We start from the raw sequence: 18,047 nt of genomic DNA on the forward strand, positions 1-18,047 counted from the left end.
ACGACCGGCCGGTGAGCGTGTCGGCCTCGCGCAGCCGCTCGAAGGTCCCCTCGAAGACGATGTGACCGCCGTCGGAACCGTCGCGTGCCGTGTGCTCCGTCAACACGATGACGTGCCGGGCCCCCGCGATTCGTCCGCCCGCCGTACGTGAAGGTGAGGCGTTCCGGGTCCGGCGCGATCTGCCGTACGTGAAGGTGTGGCGCCCGGTCCGTCGCGTCCCGCAGTGCGTGAAGGTGAGGCGTTCCGGGTCCGGCGCGATCTGCCGTGCGTGAAGGTGAGGCGCCCGGTCCGTCGCGTCCCGCCGTGCGTGAAGGTGAGGCGTCCCGGTCCGGTGCGCGCTATCGGCCCCGTGCCGCCTCGCGCGCCCCGCTCCCGCTCAGGCCTTCGGCGTCAGCGTCAGCAGGGTGACCTCGGGCGGGCAGGCGAAGCGGACCGGGGTGTAGCGGTTGGTGCCGCAGCCCGCGGAGACGTGGAGGTAGGCGCGCCGGTCGCCGACCGTGTGGCTGGACAGGCCCTTGACCCGGTCGGTGTCCAGGTCGCAGTTGGTGACCAGGGCCCCGTAGAACGGGATGCACAGCTGTCCGCCGTGCGTGTGGCCCGCCAGGATCAGGGGGTAGCCGTCGGCCGTGAAGGCGTCCAGGGAGCGCAGGTACGGGGCGTGGACGACGCCGATGGAGAGGTCGGCGCCGCTCGTGGGGCCGCCCTGGACCTGGGCGTAACGGTCCCGCTTGATGTGCGGGTCGTCCAGACCGGTGAACCCCAGCTCCAGGCCGTCCAGCTTGAGCCGGCCCCGCGTGTTCGACAGGTTCAGCCAGCCCGCCTCGTCGAAGGCGTCGCGCATCGGTTCCCACGGGTTGTGGACGACGCCGACCGCGGGGGCGTTGCCGTTGAGGCCGTGCTTGCCGCGGGCCTTCTCCAGGAGGTAGCGCGCGGGGTTGCGGAGCTTGGGGCCGTAGTAGTCGTTGGAGCCGAAGACGTACACCCCCGGGAACTCCATCAGCGGGCCGAGCGCGTCGAGCACCTCGGGCACGGCCTCCGGGTCGGAGAGGTTGTCACCGGTGTTCACGACGAAGTCGGGGCGCAGGCCGGCGAGCGACTGGAGCCAGGCGCGCTTCTTGCCTTGACCGCTCACCATGTGGATGTCGGAGACCTGGAGCACGCGCAACGGGCGCGCCCCGTGCGGGAGCACGGGAACGGTGACCCGTCGCAGGCGGAACGAGCGGGCCTCGAACCCGGCGGCGTAGGCGAGTCCGGCGGCGCCGAGCGCCGCGCCGACTGCCGTGACTTTCAGGGGTACTCCGTAGCGTGCGCGCATGTGCCCATCGTCGCAGAAGCGGAACCATGAGCGGAAAGCCGGTGGGGCGGCCGGAAAACCCGTGGGCGGCCCCGGCCCCGTACCTGTCACAATCGCGGCATGACCACGCTCAAGTCCAAGCTCAAGGAAGACCTCCACACGGCCATGAAGGCGCGTGACGAGCTGACCTCGTCCACCCTTCGGCTCACCCTCACCGCGATCACCAAGGAAGAGGTCAGCGGCAAGTCGGCGCGCGAGCTCTCCGACGACGAGGTGCAGAAGGTGATCGCCAAGGAGGCGAAGAAGCGCCGTGAGGCGGCCGAGGCCTTCGCCCAGGGCGGCCGGACCGAGCAGGCCGAGCGGGAGAAGGCGGAGGGCGAGCTGCTCGACGGCTACCTGCCCAAGCAGCTCTCCGACGACGAGCTGAACGCGATCGTGACGTCCGCCGTCGAGGAGGCGAAGGCCGCCGGGGCCGAGGGGCCGCGGGCGATGGGCGCCGTCATGAAGATCGTCAATCCGAAGGTAGCCGGGCTCGCCGAGGGCGGCCGGGTCGCCGCCGCGGTGAAGAAGCTCCTCGCCGGCTGAGGCACGGAGCAGACGGAGCAGACGGAGCAGACGGAGAAAAGGGTGGGCGCCCCGGTCCAGAACCGGGGCGCCCACCCTTTTCTCCGTCTGCTGTCCGGGTGCGGGCGGCAGGGGTACGGATACGGGTCAGGGGCCGTTCTGGCCTCGCCCGCCGCCACCGCCCGTTCCGCCGATCACGCCGTCCGGGAGTTCGATGCCGGGGAACCGGTTGCCGTCGTCGCCGGGCTTGGCGTCGTCGCGGTCCTCCTCGTCGCGGCCGCGGTCCCGGTCGCCCTTCTCCTCGTCCTTGTCCTTCTTCTCCTTGCCCCGGGGGACGGCGACCGGGTTGAACCCGGGGGTCTCCGCCGCGTCCAGGGCTCCGGTCATCGCGATGCGCCAGATCGGACCGGGCAGGCAGCCGCCGCAGACCTTGTCGTAGTACTGGCCGCCGATGGTGACACCGAACATCGAGCTCTTCTCGCCGACGTCGTCACCGACCCACACCGCGGTGGAGAGGTTCGGCGTGTACCCGACGAACCAGGCGTCCTTGCGGTCGTTGGTCGTACCGGTCTTGCCCGCGTTGTCCCGGTCGTTGAGTCCGGCCTGCGTACCGGTGCCGTCCTCCACGACGCCCTTGAGCATCTGGTTGATCGTGTCCGCGGTCTTCTCGCTCATCGCCCGCGAGCAGGACGTCTTCGGCACGGAGATCTTCTTGCCCTGCGGGTCCTTGATGGACTCGATGGCGATCGGCGTGCAGTAGGTGCCCCGGTTGGCGAACGCGGCGTAGGCGCCGGCCATCGAGAGCGGGGTGCTCACCTCGCCGCCGAGGGTGATCGAGGGGTACTCGCCGACCTTCTTGCCGTCGCCGCGCTCGTAGCCGACCTTCTTGGCCATCTCCACGGTCTCGCAGAGGCCGGCCTTCTGCTCCAGCAGCGCGAAGTAGGTGTTGATGGACTTGCCGAGCGCGCTCGTCATGTCCCAGGTGCCCTTTTCGGACTCCAGCTCGTTCTGCAGGGCCCAGTCCGCGTAACCGGCCGGGGAGCCGCTGCAGTTCCGGAAGTCCCGCTCCTTGAGCGTCATCTTCCAGTCCGTCGAGAACGACGTCGCCGGGCTGATGCCCTTCTCCAGCGCCGCGGCGGCGGTGAACGGCTTGAAGGTCGAGCCGACCTGGAAGCCGTACGTGCTGCCGCCCATCTTGTTGCTGACGGCGAGGTTCAGCACGGTCTCGTTCTGCTTCTGGTCCAGGCCGTACGGGCGGGACTGGCCCATGGAGAGGATCTTGCCGCTGCCCGGCTGGACCTGCACCACGGACGCCGCGAACTTGTCGTCCTTGTTGACCTTCGCGGTGGCGGCCTCGTTGGCCGCCTCCTGCGCGCGCGGGTCCAGCGTGGTCCGGATGGTCAGACCGCCGAGGTTCCAGAGCTTGGCCCGGTCCTCGTCGGTCTTGCCGAAGGCGGGGTCGGTGAGGATCGTCTTGCGGACGTAGTCGCAGAAGAAGCCGGAGCCGCTGACGGCGGTGATGCAGCCGTTCTTCGGCCGGGAGACCTTCAGCTTGATGGGCGTATCCATGGCCTTGTCGGCCTCGGCCTGCGAGATGCTCTTGACCGCGGCCATCCGTGCCAGCACGGTGTTGCGGCGCTTGGTCGCCTCTTCCGTGTCGTTGACCGGGTCGTAGCGGCTCGGCGACTGGACGATGCCGGCGAGCAGCGCGGCCTCCTCCACCTTGAGGTCCTTGGCGTGCTTGGAGAAGTAGCGCTGGGAGGCGGCCTCGACGCCGTACGCCTGCTGTCCGAAGAACGTGATGTTGAGGTAGTTCTCCAGGATCTTCTTCTTGCCGAGCTCCTCCTCGACCTGGATCGCGTACTTCAGCTCGCGGACCTTGCGGCCGAGCGTCTGCTGCGTGGCCTCGGCGACCTTCTCCGGGTCGTCGCCCGCCTCCTCGACGAAGACGTTCTTCACGTACTGCTGGGTGAGGGTCGAGGCGCCCTGCGCCGCCCCGCCCGCCTGCACGTTGCGGTTCATCGCGCGGAGGATGCCCTTGAGGTCGACCGCGCCGTGCTCGTAGAAGCGGGAGTCCTCGATCGCGATGATCGCTGCCTGCATGTGCGGCGAGATGTCCTTGAGCGGGACGACCGTGCGGTCGCGGGAGTACACCGTGGCGATGGTGCCGCCGTCGCGGTCCTGGATCGTGGTCCGCTGACTGAGCGGTGGAGTCTTGAGGTTGGAGGGGATCTCGTCGAATCCTTCGACCGTCCCCTTGGCGGCGAGCCCCAGCGCTCCGGCTGCGGGCAGCGCGATGCCTGCCAGGACAGCTCCGGAGAGCGCGGCGACACCGAGGAACTTGGCGGCCTGCTGGGTCGTGGTGAGACCCCCGCCCGAGCGCTTCTTTGGCATAGGGGGCAGCCTAATCCGTCGTGATGAACGTGTCGCAGGAGCAGGGGCCTCTCGGAGCGTTCGGGTACCGGACCGTGACATCCGGACGGTCAACCGCGACGTTCGGACGGGGCAACCGCGAGGTTCGGACGGGTCGGCCGTCACGTCCGCATGGATCTGCCGTGACATCCGGACGGTCTGCCGTGACATCCGAGCGGGCCGGCCGTGGCGTCCGAATGGGCCGGGCACGCCTGTCCTACGAGGCCTGCCGCGGGCTTCCGGCGAGAGCGAGCCGGGCGTCGTGACACGGGCGCGCGGACGCCGAGCGCCTACGTTCTCATTCGCCGGACAGACGGAGAGGCCTTGGCCTAAGCTGCTCTCAACTGTCACAGCAGACTGGTTCCGTATCAAGCCCCCTGCAATCCCATGCGCATCTTCTGGTCATTCTTCACCTGGCGGATGAGCAACCGCATTGTTCTTCACGTAGCCATCGAGGCGCTCCCGAAATCGCCCTGTATGTCGCGAGAAGTCCCTTGCAACTTGAGTGCACTGTCCCCTTTTCGCGGAGATAGTCGCGCATGTCCTCGGCTCACTCCCCTGGGTGATCTGCCGCATACGCATAGTCCGTTCGGACCATTCAAGATTGGGCCCGAAGGGGGTGTTGTGCTGTCCCCCCCTTCCGTAACGTCCTCAACTGGCAGCGGTGAATATGCCGCTACCGCCGTGGGGGAGCCTCGATTCGGGAGAGGACGGCGCCGGCATGGGCTGGGTAACCGACTGGAGTGCGCAGGCAGCCTGCCGCACTACCGATCCGGATGAACTGTTCGTACAAGGGGCAGCGCAGAACAGGGCCAAGGCGGTGTGCACCGGATGTCCGGTGCGGACCGAGTGCCTGGCCGATGCGCTCGACAATCGCGTCGAATTCGGCGTGTGGGGTGGAATGACGGAGCGGGAGCGCCGCGCACTGCTGCGGCGTCGGCCCACCGTCACGTCGTGGCGCCGACTGCTGGAGACCGCGCGCAGCGAATACGAGCGGTCCACCGGTGTCCTGCCCGGAGTCATCGGGCTGGAGGACGAGGAGCTGCACGAGACGTACGCGGCCGTCGGGTAGGCGTCGGGACCGCTGACCGGCCCGTGTGTCATCAGGTCCGGTGGGTGGTTTCTACGCCGCTCCGGCAGGGGTCGGAGCGGCGCCGTCGGCCAGGCGGTCGCCGATGGCCCGGAGGCCGTTCAGGTCGTGTACGTCGCCGGGCAGCGCTGCCACGGCCGTCACCGGCACCTCCGGGTGCAGCGCGGTGAAGCGGTCGCGGGTGCGGTGCTCGCGGGCGACGACCTGCATGCGCTCGGCGTGCAGACGCAGCAGACCCGCCGTCAGTTCCTCGACGCCCACGGCCTCGTCGGCGGTCGCACCGGCAGAGCCGGCCGCGTCCGCGGGGCTCGTCGGGTCGTCCTGGGTGGTCGCCTCGTCCTGGGTGGTCGCGGATGTCGCGATGCTCTCGTGGGGCGGGTCGTTCTCCGTCGTGTCCTGGTGCTCGGCTGCGGGCTCGGGGCCGGACGCCTGCCCGGCCCTGGGGGAGAGGGGCGGCTCGGTCGGTCCGGAAGCGGTGACCGCCGGGTCGGGGGCTTCCCGGTCACCAAAGCCAGCTTTCCCGGCCCTCTGATCCACAATGCGGCTGTCGTCAAGATTTTCTGCGGCGGCCAGTGCCTGCTCGGCGGAGAGCCGCGAAGCCTCGCTGCCGTGCACGCGGTTGAGGACCAGACCGGCCAGCGGCATCTTCTCGGCGGCCAGCCGCTCCACGAAGTAGGCGGCCTCGCGCAGCGCGTCCTGCTCCGGCGTCGCCACCACGAGAAAGGCCGTGCCGGGTGCCTGGAGCAGCTGGTACGTGGCGTCCGCGCGGCTGCGGAAGCCGCCGAACATGGTGTCCATCGCGGCGACGAACGTCTGGACGTCCCGCAGGAACTGACCCCCGAGCAGCTTGCCCAGCGTTCCGCTCATCATCGACATGCCGACGTTGAGGAACTTCATCCCGGCCCGGCCGCCCACCTTCGCGGGCGCCATCAGCAACCGGATGAACTTCCCGTCGAGGAACGACCCGAGCCGCTTCGGCGCGTCCAGGAAGTCCAGCGCGGAGCGCGAGGGAGGGGTGTCGACGATGATCAGGTCCCACTCGTCGCGCGCCCGCAACTGCCCGAGCTTCTCCATCGCCATGTACTCCTGCGTACCGGCGAACCCGGCCGACAGGGACTGGTAGAAGGGGTTCTCCAGGATCGCCCTGGCCCGTTCGGCGTCCGCGTGGGCCTCGACGGTCTCGTCGAAGGTCCGCTTCATGTCCAGCATCATGGCGTGCAGTTCGCCCTGGCCGTCGATGCCGTCGACCCGCCTCGGCACGTTGTCCAGCCGGTCGATGCCCATGGACTGGGCGAGCCGGCGGGCCGGGTCGATGGTGAGGACGACGACCTTCCGGCCGCGCTCGGCGGCCCGTACGCCCAGGGCGGCGGCGGTCGTGGTCTTGCCGACCCCGCCGGAGCCGCAGCACACGACGATCCGGATGCCCGGGTCGTCCAGCAGCGCGTCCGTGTCCAGCCCCGCCGCGGACGGGTCCCCACCGACTGTGTCCGCCGTCATGCGTCTCCCTCTTCCCCCGCGCCCTGCTTGCGGAGCTCCGTGGCCAGGTCGTGCAGCGCGGCGAGGTCCACCCCGTCGCCGATCAGCGGGAGCTCCGCCGTCGGCAGGCCGAGGCCGGCCAGCACCGCGCGCTGCTCCCGCTCCAGGCCGACCCGCTCGGCGTGCTCGGCCGCCTGCTCGACCAAGGGCCGCACCAGGGCGGCGGAACCGGTCACTCCGGCCCGGGTCAGCGCTTTGGCGATCTCCTTGCGACGGCCGCCCGCGGCGGTGCGCAGGGCGTCCTCGTCGAGCAGATGCGGGCGGACCATGTTCACGAAGACGCTGCCCACGGGCAGTTCGGCGGCGCGCAGCTCGGCGATGCCGTCCGCGGTCTCCTGGACCGGCATCTCCTCCAGGAGGGTCACGAGATGGACCGCGGTCTGCGGGGACTTCAGGACCCGCATCACGGCCTGGGCCTGGTTGTGTATGGGGCCGATCCGGGCCAGCCCGGCGACCTCGTCGTTGACGTTCAGGAAGCGGGTGATCCGGCCGGTCGGCGGGGCGTCCATGATCACGTGGTCGTAGACGAACCGGCCCTGCTTGTCCTTGCGGCGTACGGCTTCGCACGCCTTGCCGGTCAGCAGGACGTCCCGGACGCCGGGCGCGATGGTGGTGGCGAAGTCGATCGCGCCGAGCTTCTTCAGCGCCCGGCCGGCGCTGCCGAGCTTGTAGAACATCTGGAGGTAGTCGAGGAGCGCGCGTTCGGCGTCGATCGCCAGCGCGTACACCTCGCCGCCGCCCGGCGCGACGGCGATCTTGCGCTCCTCGTAGGGGAGCGCGTCGGAACCGAAGAGCTGGGCGATGCCCTGCCTGCCCTCGACCTCGACGAGGAGGGTGCGCCTGCCCTCGGTCGCGAGGGCGAGCGCGAGGGCGGCGGCGACCGTGGTCTTACCGGTGCCGCCCTTGCCGCTGACGACCTGGAACCTGCTCACGTATTCGAGCCTAACCAGTCCGGCCCCGGGCTACGCACGGGACCGTGCGTGCCAGGCGTTACAGTCGGGCCCATGACCAAGTGGGAATACGCGACCGTGCCGCTTCTCGTGCACGCGACCAAGCAGATTCTGGACACCTGGGGCGAGGACGGCTGGGAGCTGGTCCAGGTCGTTCCCGGCCCGAACAACCCCGAGCAGCTCGTGGCCTACCTGAAGCGGGAGAAGGCCTAGTGGCGGGCGCCGTCGAGGCGCGGCTCGCCGAGCTCGGCCTGACCCTGCCCGCCGTCGTGCCGCCGCTGGCCTCGTACCAGCCGGCCGTAAGGTCCGGGGTGTACGTGTACACCTCGGGCCAGCTGCCGATGGTGGACGGCAAGCTCGCCGTCACCGGCAAGGTCGGCGCCGAGGTCACGCCGGACGAGGCGAAGGAGCTCGCGAAGACCTGCGCGCTCAACGCGCTCGCCGCCGTGAAGTCGGTCGCCGGCGACCTGGACCGGATCGAGCGCGTCGTGAAGGTCGTGGGCTTCGTCGCCTCGGCCTCCGACTTCACCGGCCAGCCCGCCGTGATCAACGGCGCCAGCGAGCTGCTGGGCGCGGTCCTCGGGGACAAGGGCGTGCACGCCCGCAGCGCCGTGGGCGTCGCCGTGCTGCCGTTGGACGCACCGGTCGAGGTCGAGGTCCAGGTGGAGCTCGCCGACGCCTGAGAATCCCTTCTCGCGCTGCCTTTCGATCCCGTCCGGTCCCCGCGACCGGGCGGGATCGTGTGTGTACGGGGCAGGCCGTACGTGTACGGGGCAGGTCGGGCGTGTACGGGGTATGCCGGGCGTACGGGGCGTGCCGGGTCACCGCGACGGTCAGGGAGCCCTCGAACATCGGCGCGGTTCCGGATAGCCTCCGGCCATGTCCCAAGGTCAGTGGTACCCCCCGGAATGGCCCGATCGGATCCGGGCCCTCGCCGCCGGTGAGCTGACGGCCGTGACACCCCGGCGGGCCGCCACCGTGATGCTGCTCCGCGATCCGGGCGGACCCGAGGCGGGCGGGCCTGTCGTGCACATGCTTCGCCGCCGGACCTCCATGGCCTTCGCCGGGGGCGCGTACGCCTATCCGGGTGGCGGGGTCGATCCGCGCGACGACGACCGGCTGATCGGGTGGGCCGGGCCCCCGCTGGAGCACTGGGCCGCGCGGCTCGGCGTGGCGACGGTCACCGAGGCGCAGGCCGTCGTCTGCGCGGCGGTGCGCGAGATGTTCGAGGAGGCGGGCGTCCTCCTCGCCGGGCCGACCGCCCGGGCCGTGGTCGGCGACACGACCGGGGACGACTGGGAGGCCGACCGGGAGGCGCTGGTCGCCCGGGAGCTGTCCTTCGCGGAGTTCCTGGACCGGCGCGGCCTGGTGCTGCGCTCGGACCTGCTGGGCGCCTGGGCGCGCTGGATCACGCCGGAGTTCGAACCGCGCCGGTACGACACCTGGTTCTTCGTCGCCGCGCTCCCCGAGGGGCAGCGCACCCGGGACGTCTCCACCGAGGCCGACCGCACGGTGTGGATCGCCCCCGCCGACGCGGCCCGCCGCTACGACCGGGGCGAGCTGCTGATGATGCCGCCCACCGTGACCACGCTGCGGGCCCTCGCGCCGTACAGGACGGCCGCCGAGGCGCTCGGGGCGGCCGACGGGCAGGACATGACCCCGGTCCTCGCGCAGGCCCGTCTGGAGGGCGGCGAACTGGTGCTGAGCTGGCCGGGGCACGATGAGTTCACCAAGCACGTACCCGCGGCGGGCGCAGGAGGCGGTGCCGCATGAGCGATGCGGCCGCTCTGCCAGGACAGCCGCGCGGAACCGTGGCCTCCGGCCCCGCGACCACCCGCACGGTCAACATCCTCGCGCCCAACCCGTCCGCGATGACGCTCGACGGGACGAACACCTGGATCGTGGCCGAGCCCGGCTCCCGGCTCGCGGTCGTCATCGATCCCGGGCCGCTCGACGACGTACACCTGCGGGCCGTGATCGAGGCGGTGGAGCGGTCCGGGCGGCGCGTGGGCCTCACGCTGCTCACCCATGGCCACCCCGACCACGCGGAGGGCGCGGGCCGGTTCGCGGAGCTGACGGGGACGAAGGTGCGGGCCCTGGACGCCGCGCTGCGGCTGGGCGACGAGGGCCTCGCGGCGGGCGACGTGATCACCACCGGCGGCCTGGAGCTGCGGGTCGTACCGACGCCCGGGCACACCGCGGACTCGCTCTCGTTCCATCTGCCCGCCGACCGGGCGGTGCTGACGGGCGACACGATCCTCGGCCGCGGCACGACGATGGTCGCGCACCCGGACGGGCGGCTGGGCGACTACCTGGACTCGCTCAGGCGGCTGCGGTCGCTGACGGTCGACGACGGCGTCCACACGGTGCTGCCGGGCCACGGCCCGGTGCTGGAGGACGCGCAGGGGGCGGTGGAGTTCTACCTGGCCCACCGCGCTCACCGGCTCGCCCAGGTGGAGACGGCGGTGGAGGCCGGGCACCGTACGCCGTCGGAGGTGGTGGCGACGGTGTACGCCGACGTGGACCGCTCCCTGTGGCCGGCCGCCGAGCTGTCGGTGCGGGCGCAGCTGGAGTACCTGACCGAGCACGGGCTGATCCAGAGCTGATCCGGCCCCCGCGCGGCGAAGGGCCCCGCCGACGGACGTACCGGAGTGCGTACTCCGGTACATGACCCGGTCGGCGGGGCCCTTCGCGTACGGGATCGGGGTCAGCGCGAACGCTTCGCCAGCCGCTCCACGTCCAGCAGGATGACCGCACGGGCCTCCAGGCGCAGCCAGCCGCGGCCCGCGAAGTCCGCGAGCGCCTTGTTGACCGTCTCGCGGGAGGCGCCGACCAGCTGGGCCAGCTCCTCCTGGGTGAGGTCGTGCACGACGTGGATGCCCTCCTCGGACTGGACGCCGAAGCGGCGCGACAGGTCCAGGAGGGCGCGGGCGACACGGCCCGGCACGTCGGAGAAGACCAGGTCGGACATCTGGTCGTTGGTCTTGCGCAGCCGGCGGGCGACCGCGCGCAGCAGCGCGGTGGCCACCTCGGGCCGGGCGTTCAGCCAGGGCTGCAGGTCGCCGTGGCCGAGGCCGAGGAGCTTGACCTCCGTCAGCGCGGAGGCGGTCGCCGTACGCGGGCCGGGGTCGAAGAGCGACAGCTCCCCGATCAGCTCGCCGGGGCCGAGCACGGCCAGCATGTTCTCGCGCCCGTCGGGCGAGGTGCGGTGGAGCTTCACCTTGCCCTCGGTGACCACGTACAGGCGGTCACCCTGGTCGCCCTCGTGGAACAGCGCGTCTCCGCGCGCGAGGGTCACCTCACTCATCGAGGCGCGGAGCTCCGCGGCCTGCTCATCATCGAGCGCCGCGAAAAGCGGGGCGCGCCGCAGAACGTCGTCCACGAGTTCTCTCCTTGTCGGCCTGTTCAGGGAACCGTGGTCCCCATCATGCCGGACGGTAAAACAGTGCGATCAATCACAAACCAGTTTGACGCACGGGAGTGCCGGTCCCTACGGCAGGGGGCCGATCGGGGGTGGATATGCCGTGACAGCGGTGGTTGTCGGTGCCTGGCTCTAGGCTGGCCGGGTGTCCAGAACGCCGGGGAGAGCGCAGGCCAAGGGGGCTGACGGGGTCCTGAAGGGCGACGATTCCGCTGTGGGCGAACAGCCCCGGCCGCGCCCGGAGAATGCCGCGAATGGCTCCCTCGGAGAGGCGCACGGCTCCCCCCGAGAGCCGGGGAAGCCGCTCCGGAAGTCGGCCAGGAGGTCCGCAGTGTCATCGTCGTCATCGTCAACGCCCGGTAAGTCCGGTAAGTCCGGCAAACCTGGCAAAACCGGCACGGCTGCCACGGCCGCAGCGGCCACCACCACGGCGCGAACGGCGGCCACGGCCAAGGCGGTCAAGGCGCCGAAGGCGGAGTCGCACCTCGCGATGGTCCGCCGGGCGCGCCGGATCAACCGCGAGCTCGCCGAGGTCTATCCGTACGCCCACCCCGAGCTGGACTTCCGTAACCCCTTCGAGCTCCTCGTGGCCACGGTTCTCTCCGCCCAGACCACGGACCTGAGGGTCAACCAGACCACCCCCGCGCTCTTCGCCGCCTACCCCACCCCCGAGGACATGGCGGCGGCCGTGCCGGAGGAGATGGAGGAGATCATCCGGCCGACCGGGTTCTTCCGGGCCAAGACCAAGTCGCTGCTCGGCCTCTCGGCCGCCCTCCGGGACGAGTTCGGCGGCGAGGTCCCGGGGCGGCTGGAGGACCTGGTGAAGCTGCCCGGCGTCGGCCGCAAGACCGCCAACGTGGTCCTGGGCAACGCCTTCGGCGTCCCCGGCATCACCGTCGACACACACTTCGGGCGTCTGGTGCGGCGCTGGAAGTGGACCGACGAGGAGGACCCGGTGAAGGTCGAGGCGGTCGTCGCCGGGATCTTCCCCAAGAGCGAGTGGACGATGCTCTCGCACCGGGTGGTGTTCCACGGCCGCCGGATCTGCCACGCCCGCAAGCCCGCCTGCGGTGCCTGCCCCATCGCCCCGCTCTGCCCTTCGTACGGAGAGGGCGAGACCGATCCGGAGAAGGCCGGGAAGCTCCTCAAGTACGAGATGGGCGGCTATCCGGGCCAGCGGCTCAGCCCGCCCGCCGACTACCCGGGAAAGCCCGCGCCCGCGCTCGGGGCGGGGTGAGGGCGACGCCCCCCGCGCACGGCCCCCGCACCTTCACCACTCAGGACGGAACGGCTCGGAACGAAATGGCCGATGACAGGCGTTGTGAATCGACGGGGGTGCCCATGACGCACACGCACACACACGGCGCGACGCACGCCGGGAACGACCTCGCCGAGGGGCCGGGTCACCTCGGCGACGGCCGTGCTTCCGACCCGGCCGTCGCCGTCACCACGGACGGCCTGCCCGCGTGGCTCGACCCTGTCGCCGCCGCCGCGCGCAGCGTCCGGCCGCAGCAGCTCAGCCGCTTCCTGCCGCCCGAGAGCGGGGCGGGCCGGCAGTCCGCCGTCCTGGTCCTGTTCGGCGAGGGGGAGCGCGGACCCGAGTTGCTGCTGATGGAGCGTTCCGGGACCCTGCGCTCCCACGCGGGGCAGCCGTCCTTCCCCGGCGGCGCGCTGGACCCCGAGGACGGCGACCAGGCCACCACCGGGCCCCTGCGGGCGGCGCTGCGGGAGGCCGAGGAGGAGACCGGGCTCGACCCCCGGGGCGTACAGCTCTTCGGCGTGCTGCCCCGCCTCTACATCCCGGTCAGCAGCTTCGTCGTGACGCCCGTGCTCGGCTGGTGGCGCGCGCCCAGCCCGGTCGGGGTGGTCGATCCGGCCGAGACGGCTCGGGTCTTCACGGTCCCCGTGGCGGATCTCACGGACCCCGCGAACCGGGCCACGGCCATCCACCCGAGCGGGCACAGCGGCCCGGCATTTCTGGTCGAATCGGCCCTGGTCTGGGGCTTCACCGCCGGAGTGATCGACCGGATCGTGCACTACGCGGGATGGGAACGCCCCTGGGACAGGGCCAGACAGGTGCCGCTCGACTGGCGCGCATGACACGCTGGCTGTCCTGCTGCGCTGTTCCGGGCCCGGCCCGGACCCCGTCACCACCGACGGGCCAGGTGACGAAACTGCGAGGCTACAGACGGTGAACGTGCTGGACATCCTGCTGCTGCTGGCTGCCGTGTGGTTCGCGGTCATCGGCTATCGCCAGGGTTTCGTCGTCGGCATCCTGTCGGTGATCGGCTTCCTCGGGGGCGGTCTCGTCGCCGTCTACCTGCTGCCGGTCATCTGGGACCGGTTGACCGAGGACGCCGAGGTCTCCACCGCCGTCGCCATCGGCGCGGTCGTCATCGTGATCGTCTGCGCCTCGGTCGGCCAGGCCTTCACCACCCATCTGGGCAACAGACTCCGCCGGTACATCACGTGGTCGCCCGCGCGCGCCCTGGACGCCACCGGCGGCGCCCTGGTCAATGTGGTGGCCATGCTGCTGGTGGCCTGGATGATCGGTCTGCTGCTGGCGGGCACCTCACTGCCGACCCTCGGCAAGGAGGTCCGCAGCTCCTCGGTGCTGCTCGGGGTCGACCGGGTGATGCCGGAGCAGGCGCCCAGCTGGTTCCAGGACTTCTCCTCCGTCCTGGCGCAGAACGGCTTCCCGCAGGTCTTCAGCCCGTTCGCCAACGAACCGATCACCGAGGTCAAGGCCCCGGACCCGGCCCTCGTGGGCAGCCCGGTGGCCGCCCGCGCCAAGAAGTCGATCGTCAAGGTCGTGGGCACGGCCCCGAGCTGCGGCAAGGTCCTCGAAGGCACCGGCTTCGTCTTCTCCGAGCGCCGGGTGATGACCAACGCCCATGTGGTCGGCGGCGTGGAGGAGCCCACCGTGCAGATCGGCGGCGAAGGCCGGCTGTACGACGCGAAGGTCGTCCTCTACGACTGGCAGCGCGACATCGCGGTCCTGGACGTCCCCGATCTCCGGGCCAGGCCACTGCAGTTCACCGGCCCGGACGACGACGCGGAGACCGGCGACAGCGCGATCGTCGCGGGCTTCCCCGAGAACGGCGCGTACGACGTGCGCTCGGCCCGCGTCCGCGCCCGCATCGACGCCGACGGCCCGGACATCTACCACCGGGGCACGGTGCGTCGCGATGTGTACTCGCTCTACGCGACGGTGCGCCAGGGCAACTCGGGCGGCCCGCTGCTCACTCCGGACGGAAAGGTGTACGGAGTGGTGTTCGCCAAGTCGCTCGACGACCCGGACACCGGCTACGCGCTGACGGCCGACGAGATCCGCGAGGACATCGAGATCGGCCGCGAGGCCAACCAGCAGGTCGACAGCCAGGGCTGCGCCCTTTAGGCCCTGTCGTCCAACTGCCGCCCGCCCTCCGGGCGACAACGGCAGTCTGACGACAGGACCCGGGGCGCAGCCGGCGGATCGTCAGTTACGGGGGTGTCGGAGCCGGGCCGAGACCCAGCGGGCCCGGCGGCGGAGGATGCGCGGAATCCCGAGACGGGAACGGTGAAGGTCATGCACTTCGTGCACCCGGCCCCGGGGGCCGCCCCCCTCATGAGTGCTCACACCGGCTGACGCGGTGGAGCGGCGGTTGCGTGCTTCGTCAGTGAAGTCGTGCGTCCAGCCCATACCCCGACGTCTGCCCGTGTCCCAAGGTCGGTAATCGTGCGCGAGTCAGCCAATTGGCCTATGCGGCAGGCAAGTGGCTGTTCGTCGGACACGCGTGCCCGTGACGGGCGGGGGGCTACCGGTCGGGCTCGGGGTCCTTGAGCCAGTTGATGAGTTCGGTGGAGAAGCCGATCGGATCCTCCTCGTGCGGAAAGTGCCCGACACCGTCGAAAAGTCGCCACCGGTAGGGCGCCTCGACGTACTGGCCGGACCCGGCCGAACTACGGGTGCGGACCGCCGGATCGAGCGACCCGTGCAGGTGCAGCGTGGGTACCCGGACCGGACGCTTCATCCGCCGGTTGAACTGGATCCCGTCCGGACGCGCCATCGACCGCACCATCCAGCGGTACGGCTCGATCGAGCAGTGGGCGGTGGAGGGGATGCTCATGGCCCGCCGGTAGACGTCCAGGGTCTCCTCGTCGGGGAACTCCGGGGTGCGGGGGCCCGCCCAGTCCTGGATGAGGCTCCCGACCAGCGCCGCGTCGTCCGCGAGGAGCTGACGCTCCGGCAGCCACGGGCGCTGGAAGCCCCAGACGTACGAACCGGCCCGCGACTGCGCGAAGTCGGACAGCATCGACGAGCGCCAGCGGCGCGGGTGCGGCATGGAGGAGACGGCGAGCCGGCGGACCAGCTTGGGCCGCATCACGGCGGCCGTCCAGGCGAGGTAGCCGCCGAGGTCGTGGCCGACCAGGGCCGCGTCGGGCTCACCGAGGGAGCGGATCACCCCGGTGACGTCGAGGGCCAGGTTGGCGGGGTCGTAACCGCGCGGTGTGCGGTCGCTGCCGCCCACCCCGCGCAGGTCCATCGCGACCGCCCGGAACCCCGCGTCGGCGAGCGCGGTCAGCTGGTGGCGCCAGGTCCACCAGAACTGCGGGAAGCCGTGCAGCAGGAGCACCAGCGGCCCCTCGCCCATCTCAGCGATGTGGAACCGCGCACCGTTGGCCGCCACGTCGCGGTGGGTCCAGGGGCCGTCGAGGCGCACCGGGCCCCCGGCGGCGGCCCGGCCCGCGGGGCTCATGGCCGGTTCGGCCGGGGCTGCCGAACCCTCCGGGGCCACCGGACCCGTCGGGCCGAATGCGCTGGAATCGGGAACCGTCATGTGGATGAGCGTGCCACAGCGTCGGCCTTGCCCTTACCGGAGTCCGCGCCGGAGCCGCTTTCGATGCTCTTCTTCGCCAGGGAGCTGCCGGAACGTTCGATGATCGCGTCGGCCGCGATCGACGGGCGCGGGTGCGGCTTGGCCTTCTGCAGCACGGCGGCGGTCTGCTTGGCGGAGGCGATGGACTTCTCCGGCGGCTTGATCTTCTTGAACTTCCGCAGACCGATGAATCCGATCAGGGCGGCCAGGAGGATGAAGGCGCCCGCCACGATCAGGAAGGACCACGCCAGGCCCAGGCCCAGGTTGTGGATCCCGTACGCGGCCGCGAAGCTCAGCATCGGCATCGTGAACAGCAGCAGCACGCCCGCGGCGATGAACGCCGCGCTGCCGATCGCCCCGCGCTTGACGTCCTGCCGGACCTCCGCCTTGGCCAGGGCGATCTCGTCGTGCACCAGCGCGGACATCTCGGCCGTCGCCGAGGCGACCAGCTGCCCGATGCTGCGGTCCGCACTGCCCGCGTAGTTGCCGGGGTCGCTCATCCCTGACTCCCTCTCCGTCTTCGACACATCCGATGTCAGATCATGCCGGACTGTTCGGCTTGTTGCGCGCTGCCCCCGCCCGTTCTTCGGCGAGACGGCGGTGTTCTGCCGCCTTCCGCTCGTGGATGGCGGCCATCCGCAGGTGATATTCCGGATCATCCTGCTCGTAGACGTCGGGTACCCCGGATTCGTCCTCGTCCAGCTCCTCGGCCGCGATCAGTGCCCGGTACTTGCGTACCCGGACCTTGAGGAGCACACAGGCGAGCAGGGCAGCGATCAGCGAGCCGAGCAGGACGGCGGCCTTGATCTCGTTGACCATCTCCGGATCGCCCTCGAAGGCGAGCTCGCCGATGAGCAGGGAGACGGTGAACCCGATGCCGGCGAGTGAGGCGACCGCGAAGACGTCGGCCCAGGCCAGGTCCTTGTTCAGCTCCGCCCTGGTGAAGCGCGCGGCGAGGTAGGTGCCGCCGAAGATGCCGACGGTCTTGCCGACGACGAGGCCGAGGACGACGCCGAGCGTTTCGGGCCGGGTGAAGACGCCGGCCAGCGCCTCGCCGTTCAGCGCGACCCCGGCCGAGAACAGGGCGAACAGCGGGACGGCGACCCCGGCGGACAGCGGGCGGACCAGGTGTTCGATGTGCTCGCCGGGGGAGTGCTTCTCGCCCTCGCGACGGGTGCAGCGCAGCATCAGGCCCATCGCGACACCGGCGATGGTGGCGTGGATGCCGCTGTTGTACATCAGGCCCCAGATGACCAGGGCGAGCGGAACGTAGACGTACCAGCCGCGGACGTCGAAGCGGAGGAGGAAGTGGAAGACGACCAGGCCGAGGACGGCCCCGCCCAGCGCCAGGAAGTTCAGGTCCGAGGTGAAGAACACCGCGATGATCAGGATCGCGAAGAGGTCGTCGACGACGGCCAGGGTGAGCAGGAAGGCCCGCAGCGCGGACGGCAGCGAGGTGCCGATGACGGCGAGGACGGCGAGCGCGAAGGCGATGTCGGTGGCGGTGGGGACCGCCCATCCCTTCATGGAACCGTCGCCGAGGTACGTGGTGAGCGCGTAGACGAGGGCGGGCACCGCCATGCCGCACAGGGCGGCCACCACGGGGAGGGCCGCGGCCTTGGGATCGCGGAGTTCGCCCGCGACCAGTTCGCGCTTGAGCTCGACGCCGGCGACGAAGAAGAAGACGGCGAGCAGTCCGTCCGCCGCCCAGTGCGCCACGGAGAGGTCCAGTCCGAGGCTGCCGACGCCGAAGTGGAAGTCGCTGACCGCTTCGTACGAGCCGCCGAAGGTGTTCGCCCAGACGAGCGCGGCCACCGCCGCCACCAGCAGCAGCACACCGCCGACCGTCTCGGTACGGAGGGCCTCCGCCACGTAGTTCCGCTCGGGGAGCGAGAGCCTGCCGAGCAGCGGGCGCCGGGGC

General features: G+C 71.0%; 18 protein-coding genes. 9 read left to right on the forward strand and 9 right to left on the reverse strand.

What is annotated here, in order from left to right:
• Positions 1–376: 376 nt before the first annotated feature.
• Positions 377–1,315, reverse strand: a complete 939-nt coding sequence (locus HET64_RS23330) for a metallophosphoesterase (protein WP_215108573.1) — start codon at positions 1,313–1,315, stop codon at positions 377–379.
• 99 nt (positions 1,316–1,414) lie between these two features.
• Here HET64_RS23330 and HET64_RS23335 point away from each other — a divergent pair, with 99 nt between their 5' ends.
• Positions 1,415–1,879 (forward strand): GatB/YqeY domain-containing protein, encoded by a 465-nt coding sequence (locus tag HET64_RS23335; protein ID WP_164618549.1) that lies wholly within the window; start codon positions 1,415–1,417, stop codon positions 1,877–1,879.
• A 126-nt stretch (positions 1,880–2,005) separates the two neighbouring features.
• On the opposite strand, the gene HET64_RS23340 is transcribed toward HET64_RS23335, so the two are convergent.
• On the reverse strand, positions 2,006–4,252 hold the full coding sequence (locus tag HET64_RS23340; protein ID WP_215108575.1) for a transglycosylase domain-containing protein: 2,247 nt from the start codon (positions 4,250–4,252) through the stop codon (positions 2,006–2,008).
• Positions 4,253–4,991: 739 nt separating this feature from the next.
• Between HET64_RS23340 and HET64_RS23345 the strand changes: the two genes are divergently transcribed.
• Positions 4,992–5,342 carry a WhiB family transcriptional regulator gene (locus tag HET64_RS23345; RefSeq protein WP_003967458.1) on the forward strand — a complete coding sequence of 117 codons (351 nt, stop codon included), beginning with the start codon at positions 4,992–4,994 and terminating at the stop codon, positions 5,340–5,342.
• Positions 5,343–5,393: 51 nt separating this feature from the next.
• On the opposite strand, the gene HET64_RS23350 is transcribed toward HET64_RS23345, so the two are convergent.
• On the reverse strand, positions 5,394–6,857 hold the full coding sequence (locus HET64_RS23350) for an ArsA-related P-loop ATPase (protein ID WP_215108577.1): 1,464 nt from the start codon (positions 6,855–6,857) through the stop codon (positions 5,394–5,396).
• Positions 6,854–7,828, reverse strand: a complete 975-nt coding sequence (locus tag HET64_RS23355; protein ID WP_215108579.1) for an ArsA-related P-loop ATPase — start codon at positions 7,826–7,828, stop codon at positions 6,854–6,856. Before HET64_RS23355 ends, HET64_RS23350 begins: the two co-directional genes overlap by 4 nt.
• A gap of 72 nt (positions 7,829–7,900) precedes the next feature.
• On the opposite strand from HET64_RS23355, the gene HET64_RS23360 reads away from it, so the two are divergent.
• From HET64_RS23360 to HET64_RS23375, 4 genes are all read left to right on the forward strand, one after another.
• Positions 7,901–8,059: a DUF4177 domain-containing protein gene (locus HET64_RS23360; RefSeq protein WP_003967454.1), complete on the forward strand. Its 159-nt coding sequence runs from the start codon at positions 7,901–7,903 to the stop codon at positions 8,057–8,059.
• The gene (locus HET64_RS23365) at positions 8,059–8,529 is read left to right on the forward strand and encodes a RidA family protein (protein ID WP_215108581.1); all 471 of its coding nucleotides are present in this window, start codon (positions 8,059–8,061) and stop codon (positions 8,527–8,529) included. Before HET64_RS23360 ends, HET64_RS23365 begins: the two co-directional genes overlap by 1 nt.
• A 196-nt stretch (positions 8,530–8,725) precedes the next feature.
• Positions 8,726–9,619 carry an NUDIX hydrolase gene (locus HET64_RS23370; protein WP_215108583.1) on the forward strand — a complete coding sequence of 298 codons (894 nt, stop codon included), beginning with the start codon at positions 8,726–8,728 and terminating at the stop codon, positions 9,617–9,619.
• Positions 9,616–10,452 carry an MBL fold metallo-hydrolase gene (locus HET64_RS23375; protein ID WP_215108585.1) on the forward strand — a complete coding sequence of 279 codons (837 nt, stop codon included), beginning with the start codon at positions 9,616–9,618 and terminating at the stop codon, positions 10,450–10,452. Before HET64_RS23370 ends, HET64_RS23375 begins: the two co-directional genes overlap by 4 nt.
• Before the next feature lie 101 nt (positions 10,453–10,553).
• Here HET64_RS23375 and HET64_RS23380 read toward each other — a convergent pair whose 3' ends face one another.
• Positions 10,554–11,228, reverse strand: coding sequence for a Crp/Fnr family transcriptional regulator (locus HET64_RS23380; protein WP_003967450.1), 675 nt, complete (start codon positions 11,226–11,228; stop codon positions 10,554–10,556).
• Between the two features lie 370 nt (positions 11,229–11,598).
• Here HET64_RS23380 and nth point away from each other — a divergent pair, with 370 nt between their 5' ends.
• From nth to HET64_RS23395, 3 genes are all read left to right on the forward strand, one after another.
• Entirely contained in the window at positions 11,599–12,504 is a 906-nt protein-coding gene (gene nth, locus HET64_RS23385) for an endonuclease III (RefSeq protein ID WP_308370335.1), read from the forward strand.
• Positions 12,505–12,608: 104 nt separating this feature from the next.
• Complete coding sequence (locus HET64_RS23390) at positions 12,609–13,367, forward strand: CoA pyrophosphatase (RefSeq protein WP_215108587.1); 759 nt, start codon at positions 12,609–12,611, stop codon at positions 13,365–13,367.
• A 91-nt stretch (positions 13,368–13,458) separates the two neighbouring features.
• Positions 13,459–14,664, forward strand: a complete 1,206-nt coding sequence (locus HET64_RS23395; RefSeq protein ID WP_215108589.1) for a MarP family serine protease — start codon at positions 13,459–13,461, stop codon at positions 14,662–14,664.
• An 81-nt stretch (positions 14,665–14,745) separates the two neighbouring features.
• Here HET64_RS23395 and HET64_RS39215 read toward each other — a convergent pair whose 3' ends face one another.
• From HET64_RS39215 to nhaA, 4 genes are all read right to left on the reverse strand, one after another.
• The gene (locus tag HET64_RS39215) at positions 14,746–14,949 is read right to left on the reverse strand and encodes a hypothetical protein (RefSeq protein WP_075025224.1); all 204 of its coding nucleotides are present in this window, start codon (positions 14,947–14,949) and stop codon (positions 14,746–14,748) included.
• A gap of 115 nt (positions 14,950–15,064) precedes the next feature.
• Positions 15,065–16,087 carry an alpha/beta fold hydrolase gene (locus HET64_RS23400; RefSeq protein ID WP_215108591.1) on the reverse strand — a complete coding sequence of 341 codons (1,023 nt, stop codon included), beginning with the start codon at positions 16,085–16,087 and terminating at the stop codon, positions 15,065–15,067.
• A complete protein-coding gene (locus HET64_RS23405) occupies positions 16,084–16,626 on the reverse strand; it encodes a phage holin family protein (RefSeq protein ID WP_215108592.1) in 543 nt (180 codons plus the stop codon). The genes HET64_RS23400 and HET64_RS23405 overlap by 4 nt, the downstream gene beginning before the upstream one ends.
• A 40-nt stretch (positions 16,627–16,666) precedes the next feature.
• Positions 16,667–18,047 (reverse strand): Na+/H+ antiporter NhaA (gene nhaA, locus HET64_RS23410; RefSeq protein WP_251145734.1); only part of this gene is annotated, 1,381 nt, incomplete at its 5' end.

The sequence above is a fragment of the Streptomyces sp. McG3 genome, from assembly GCF_018619185.1.
GTDB lineage: Bacteria > Actinomycetota > Actinomycetes > Streptomycetales > Streptomycetaceae > Streptomyces.